At 70.7% G+C, this 6,716-nt stretch carries 3 protein-coding genes, 1 tRNA gene and 1 rRNA gene; 4 read left to right on the forward strand and 1 reads right to left on the reverse strand.

The window, feature by feature from the left end; translation table 11 throughout:
* Nucleotides 1-140 precede the first annotated feature (140 nt).
* From rrf to IE312_RS20785, 3 genes are all read left to right on the forward strand, one after another.
* Nucleotides 141-257 (forward strand): 5S ribosomal RNA (gene rrf, locus IE312_RS20775).
* A 114-nt stretch (nucleotides 258-371) separates the two neighbouring features.
* Nucleotides 372-1,034, forward strand: a complete 663-nt coding sequence (locus IE312_RS20780) for a DegT/DnrJ/EryC1/StrS family aminotransferase (protein WP_189984008.1) — start codon at nucleotides 372-374, stop codon at nucleotides 1,032-1,034.
* 84 nt (nucleotides 1,035-1,118) lie between these two features.
* A tRNA-Thr gene (locus IE312_RS20785) sits at nucleotides 1,119-1,191 on the forward strand.
* A gap of 47 nt (nucleotides 1,192-1,238) precedes the next feature.
* Here the strand turns inward: IE312_RS20785 and IE312_RS20790 are convergent.
* Nucleotides 1,239-3,998, reverse strand: coding sequence for a SpoIIE family protein phosphatase (locus IE312_RS20790; RefSeq protein WP_189983865.1), 2,760 nt, complete (start codon nucleotides 3,996-3,998; stop codon nucleotides 1,239-1,241).
* 494 nt (nucleotides 3,999-4,492) lie between these two features.
* On the opposite strand from IE312_RS20790, the gene IE312_RS41065 reads away from it, so the two are divergent.
* Nucleotides 4,493-6,716 (forward strand): HAMP domain-containing protein (locus IE312_RS41065; RefSeq protein WP_229900222.1); only part of this gene is annotated, 2,224 nt, incomplete at its 3' end.

Genomic DNA, 6,716 nt, shown 5'->3' on the forward strand with positions numbered 1-6,716 from the left:
GAAGCACGGTAACGTGTGGAGGTGACCGGTACTAATAGGCCGAGGGCTTGTCCTCAGTTGCTCGCGTCCACTGTGTTGGTTCTGAAACCACGAACAGCCCCATGCTGCCACGCATGGTGCGGCGTTCAGTTTCATAGTGTTTCGGTGGTCATAGCGTGAGGGAAACGCCCGGTTACATTCCGAACCCGGAAGCTAAGCCTCACAGCGCCGATGGTACTGCAGGGGGGACCCTGTGGGAGAGTAGGACGCCGCCGAACAATTATTGAAAAGGTCGGATCCTGAACTTCGGTTCGGGGTCCGGCCTTTTTTCTTTGTGCGTAACGTGTCGTTCACGTTGCGGGCCCAGCATCCCGGACATGGGAACTGCAGCAATGCTCAGGGCCGCCGGTGTCGGAGCCGGTGACGAGGTCGTCGTACCGGCCTTCGGGAACGTCGAGGTCGCCGAGGCCGTGACCCTGGCCGGCGCGCTCCCGATGTTCGCCGACATAGACCCGGTGACGTACTGCCTGGATCCGGATGCGGTCGAGGCGGTCGTAACCTCCCGTACCGCCGCGGTGGTTGTCGTCCACCGCTTCGGACGGCGTGCCGACATCGGGCGGTTGCACACGCTCGGGCAGCGGCACGGGCTGCTGGTGCTGGAGCAGGGCGAATGCGACGCGCCGTACGACGAGTTGGCGCAGCGCAGGGAGCGGGCCGCCTATCTCGACGCCAGGCTGAAGGGCGTCCAAACGCCGGACGGTGGGACCGGGCACACGTATCAGCAGTACGTCGTGCGGGTGCCGGGGAACGGCCGGCCGGACCGGGACGCCTTCGCCCGGGCGCTGCGGGCCAGGGGCGTCGCGTGCCGGGTGCCGGTGAAGACGCCCGTGCACCGGCTGCCGGAGTTCCGCCGGCACGTGTCGTTGCCGGTGACCGAAGCGGCCGCCGACGAGACCCTCGCGCTGCCCGTGGACGCGGCCCTCACCAAGAGGGAAATGCACCGGGTCGTGTCCGCCTGCAACGCCCTGGGCGGGCTGCTCCAGCCCGCATTCTGACCGGGCGCCGAACGAATTTGGGAACTGGGGCCCGCTCGGGGTACAGTTTCTTCGTCGCCGCGAGGGAAACCTCGGAAACGACAGGCCCCTATAGCTCAGTCGGTAGAGCGTCTCCATGGTAAGGAGAAGGTCAACGGTTCGATTCCGTTTGGGGGCTCCGACAAAAGGCCCCACCCTTCCGGGTGGGGCCTTTTTGCTGTGTCCTCACACGTCCCTGTGGATTCCCGGCACCCGCATCGCCAGGATCGCCATGTCGTCGGAAGGGGCGTCCGAGGCGAACCGTTCGACCGCGCGCATGATGCGGGCCGCGACCGCGCCCGCCGTCAGGCCCGTGCACGTCGTGAGGACGTCGGCGAGGCCGTCGTCGCCCAGCATGCGCGTGCCTTCCCGGCGTTCCGTGACGCCGTCCGTGACGCACAGGAGGACGTCACCCGGGTCGAGGGTGACCGTCTCCTCGTAGAGGTCCAGGTCCTCGATGACGCCCAGCAGCGGCTGCGGTTCGGCCGCCGCCGTCACCGTGCCGTCCTGGCGCAGGCGCAGCGGGAGGGGGTGCCCGGCACAGACCACCTTCAGCTCGGCGCTGCCGTCCTCCTGGGGGCGCAGCTCGCCGTAGAGCAGGGTCAGGAAGCGGCTGCGGTCGCCCTCGTCGAGGATCGCGGAGTTGAGGCGCTCCAGCACCGCGGGCCCGGACAAACCCTCGCGGGCCAGCAGGCGCAAGGCGTGCCGGGCCAGGCCGGTGACGGCGGCCGCGTTGGGGCCCGTACCGCAGACGTCGCCGATGGCGAAGCCGTACGCGCCGTTGCCGATGGGGAACAGGTCGTAGAAGTCGCCGCCGACCTCGTTGCCCTCGCCGGCCGCGCGGTAGATGACCTCGACCTCGACGCCGTCGATGTGCGGCAGGCCCGGCGGGAGCAGGCTGCGCTGGAGGGACTGGCTGATGGCCGTGCGCTCCGAGTACAGGCGGGCGTTGTCCAGGGCGAGGGCGGCCCGGCGGCTCAGGTCCTCGGCGAGTTCCAGGATCTCCTGGCGGAAGTGTTCGTCGGTGGGCTTGCCGAGGGTGAGCATGCCGATGACGCGGTTGCGGGCCACGAGCGGCAGGACGACCGTCTCGCCGCCGACCGCGGAGGCCGTGGCGAGCGTGGGGCCGATGCCGGAGGTGACTTGGTGGGCGGAGCCGCCGGACAGTCCGAGGCTGCGCATGGAGCTGCGCAGGGCGGCCTGGTGGGCGACCTCGGCGGGGGTGGTCCACACCCGGGCGCCGGGCGTCGGCACCGGGTCCGGCGGGGAGATCTTCGACAGCAACGACTTGATGCCGTCGATGAGTTCCTCGTCCTCGTGCAGGACGTACGACAGGTAGGGCTCGGAGGCCTGGTCGGCGATGGTGTAGACCGCGCACCAGGTGGCCAGGGTGGGGACGGTCATCTGGGCCATCAGGGCCAGCGTCTGGTCGCGGTCGAGGGTGCCGGCCAGCAGGTCGGAGGCCTCGACCAGGAAGCTGAGCGAGCCGCGGCGCAGCCGTTCCAGTTCGCCGAGGCGGGCCGATTCGACGGCCAGGGCGATGCGGTCGGCGGCGAACTGCAGGCGCAGCGCCTCCTCGTTGGTGTACCGGCCGGGCGCCTCGGCGGCGACGCCGAGGGAGCCGGTGAGGCGGCCCTCGACCTTCAGCGGGACGGTGACGACCGAGCGCATGCCGGTGCCGGTGAGCAGGGGTACGGCTCCGGGGACGGCGGCGAGGTCGTCGTGGACTGCGGGCATGCGGGCGGAGCCGTAGCGGCCGGGGCCCGCCTCGACGGGCACGCGCGCGAAGCGCTGGCGCGCGGAGGGCAGGCCGGTGGAGGCGCGGACCTCCAGCTCCGTCTCGTCGTCGGTGGCGAGCAGCAGGAAGGCGGAGTCGGCGTCGAGCATGTCGCGGGCCCGTTCCACGGTGCGCTGGAGCAGGCCGTCGAGGTCGTCCGGGGCGGGGGAGCCGATGAAGACCTCGAAGGGGTCGGTGCTCTGCCCGTCGGAGGCCGGGGACTGGTCGGTGGCCGGCATCCGGGGCGGCGACTGCAGGACGGCGCGTTCGTGGTCGCGGACCAGGAGGCAGACGGTGGAGGGCTCGCCTCCGGTGTCGCGGACGCGCAGGTGGGAGGCGTACACCTGGGCCACGCGGCCGTCGGCGCCGCGGATGCCGTAGGTGCCCTCCCAGCGGGAGAGCCGGAGGGCCTCGGCGATGCCGGTGCCGGTGCCCGGGGTGTGCGGCCAGGCGGCCAGCTCGGTGAGGGGTTTGCCGATGACGTCGGCCGCCGGGTAGCCGAACAATTCCTCCGCGTCCTCGTTCCAGGCGCTGATGCCGCCCTTGCGGTCGACCTGGAGGACGGCGACGCGGACCCGGCCGTCGGCCAGCGGGAGCAGGTCGGCGGGCAGGGCGGGGCCGGCGGAGCGGGTGCCGACGGGGCGCTCGGGCAGGTCGAGCTGGAACCAGACGTTCTTGTGGGTGGGGGTGTAGTCCACGCCCCAGCGGGTGGCCAGGGCCGCGCAGAGCTGGAGGCCGCGGCCGCCCTCGCGGTCGGGGCTGCCCATGGTGGCGGTGGAGCTCTGCAGGGGTACCTCGCGCTCCGGGTAGCGGTCGGCGACCTCGATGCGCACGCCGTCCTCGGTGCGCAGGCACAGCACCTCGGCGTGGGTGCCGGCGTGGACGACGGCGTTGGTCACCAGCTCGCTGGTGAGGACGACCGCGTCGTCGACGATGTCGGCGAAGCCCCAGCCCTGGAGGGTGTCGCGGACGAAGGACCGGGCGGTCGCGACCGATCGTCCGACGGGCTCGAAACTGGCAGCCGCGCGCGCGGTGATCACAAAACTCCTCGGCCGGTCGTCGACATGCAGGGCTGCGGGGCCGGCCGGCTCGCGCCGCTGCTGCGGCATCAGCTCGCCCGTCGGCTGTGGCTCCGGGGGCTGTCCCCCGGGGATCAGTCCGGTGGTCATGGTGTCCGGCCGCCCCTCCGATGCCCGCTCGTACTCGTGCCACCGCCCAGACCGGTCGGACCGGTGCGGCTGGACAGCCGCATGCAAGGTTACTTACCTTCGCCGTCCGAGCGGATGCCGGTCGCGGGTGTTTACGCCCCCCGGGTGTGCGGACGATGTGCGAAGCTGCCGAACTGTTATGGCCTGGTTGGGCCGGGGTGAAACACTGGGCAGGCTTCTGATGGAGTCGGGCCGGGCTGCTTGGGTTCCGTGCGGGGTGGGCAGCAGCCCCTGGTGAGGCCGGATCTCGTCTGGCAGGCAAACGCAGGAGTCACCGGTACGCGGAAGCAACCGGTGTGCCGATGACCGGCACGCCGGGGCCGAAGCGGCCGAGCACAGCAGTAACGGTCTACCCCTCCGGGAGGGACACAGTGGAGTCTGGCGCGGCGACGCGAGGCACGAAGACGCGCGCGAAAGGCGGACCGTCCCTGGGCAGGAGCGGCGGTACCACCGCCGTGGACACGGCTGCCCTCAACCGGCTGCTGGCGGCTCTGGTGTCGATGCGGGACGGCAATTTCCGCAAGCGGCTCACGGTGTCCGGCGACGGTGTCATGTCGGAGATCGCGGCCGTCTTCAACGAGGTGGCCGACCGCAATCTGCACCTGACCGGCGAGCTGGCGCGGGTGCGCCGGATGGTGGGACGTGAGGGAAAACTCACGGAACGGCTGGAGACGGGGGCCTGCGAGGGCTCCTGGGCGGCGGCCATCGACCACTCCAACGCGCTGGTGGACGATCTGGTCTGGCCGGTCTCCGAGGTCGGCCGGGTGCTCACGGCGGTCGCCGAGGGCGATCTGTCGCCCCGGATGGAGCTGCGGACCCAGGCGGCGGACGACGGCACGGGGCATCCGCTGCGCGGTGAGTTCCTGAAGGTCGGCCGTACCGTCAACAACCTGGTCGACCAGTTGTCGACGTTCACGGACGAGGTCACGCGAGTGGCCAGCGAGGTCGGCACCGAGGGCAAGCTCGGCGGTCAGGCCCGGGTGCGCGGCATGTCCGGTTCGTGGAAGGACCTGACCGAGTCCGTCAACACGATGGCGGACCGGCTGACCGCCCAGGTGCGGGACATCGCGCTGGTGACGACGGCGGTCGCCAAGGGCGATCTGTCCCGCAAGGTGACCGTCCACGTGGCCGGCGAGATGCTGGAGCTGAAGAACACCGTCAACACGATGGTGGACCAGCTGTCGGCCTTCTCGTCGGAGGTCACGCGGGTGGCCCGGGAGGTGGGTACCGAGGGCATCCTGGGCGGCCGGGCGCAGGTTCCCGAGGTGGCCGGCGTGTGGAAGGAGCTGACCGACTCCGTCAACACGATGGCGGGCAACCTGACCGCGCAGGTGCGGGGGATCTCGCAGGTGACGACGGCGGTCGCCAACGGTGACCTGTCGCAGAAGGTGACCGTCCCCGCGCGCGGGGAGGTGGCGCAGCTCGCGGAGACCATCAACCAGATGACCGAGACGCTGCGGATCTTCGCGGACGAGGTCACGCGGGTGGCGAACGAGGTCGGTGCGGAGGGCCGGCTCGGCGGGCAGGCGAACGTGCCGGGCGCGGCGGGGACGTGGAAGGACCTGACGGACTCGGTCAACACGGTGTTCCGGAACCTGACCACGCAGGTGCGGGACATCGCCGCCGTGACGACCGCGGTGGCCAGTGGTGACCTGTCGCAGAAGGTCACCGTCGACGTGGCCGGCGAGATGCTGGAGCTGAAGAACACCGTCAACGGGATGGTGGACCAGCTGTCGGCGTTCGGTGCCGAGGTGACGCGGGTCGCGCGGGAGATCGGTGTCGAGGGCGAGCTGGGCGGCCAGGCGCAGGTGCCGGGGGCGGCCGGTACGTGGAAGGACTTGACGGACTCCGTCAACACCGCGTTCCGCAACCTCACCGGGCAGGTGCGCAACATCGCCCAGGTGACCACGGCGGTGGCCAACGGTGATCTGTCGCAGAAGGTCACCGTGGACGTGTCCGGTGAGATGCTCCAGCTGAAGAACACCGTGAACACGATGGTGGACCAGCTGTCGAGCTTCGCCGACCAGGTGACGCGGATGGCCCGGGACGTGGGTACGGAGGGCCGGCTGGGCGGTCAGGCCCGGGTGGACGGCGTGTCGGGGACGTGGAAGGAGCTGACGGACTCCGTCAACTTCATGGCCGGCAACCTGACGTCCCAGGTGCGGCAGATCGCCCAGGTGACGACGGCCGTGGCGCGCGGTGACCTGTCGCAGAAGATCGATGTCGACGCGCGGGGCGAGATCCTCGAGCTGAAGAACACGATCAACACCATGGTGGACCAGCTGTCCGCCTTCGCCGACCAGGTGACCCGGGTGGCGCGGGACGTCGGCACGGAGGGCCGCCTGGGCGGGCAGGCGCAGGTGCCCGGGGTCGCGGGTGTGTGGCGGGACCTGACGGATTCCGTGAACGGCATGGCCGGCAACCTGACGGCCCAGGTACGCAACATCGCGCAGGTCGCCACGGCGGTGGCGCGCGGTGACCTCTCCCAGAAGATCACCGTGGACGCGCGCGGGGAGATCCTGGAGCTGAAGAACACCCTGAACACGATGGTCGACCAGCTGTCGTCGTTCGCCCAGGAGGTCACCAGGGTGGCCCGTGAGGTGGGTACGGAGGGCATCCTCGGCGGTCAGGCCGAGGTGCAGGGTGTCTCCGGCACCTGGAAGGACCTCACGCAGTCCG

Source organism: Streptomyces capoamus (assembly GCF_014654935.1).
Taxonomy (GTDB): Bacteria; Actinomycetota; Actinomycetes; order Streptomycetales; family Streptomycetaceae; genus Streptomyces; species Streptomyces capoamus.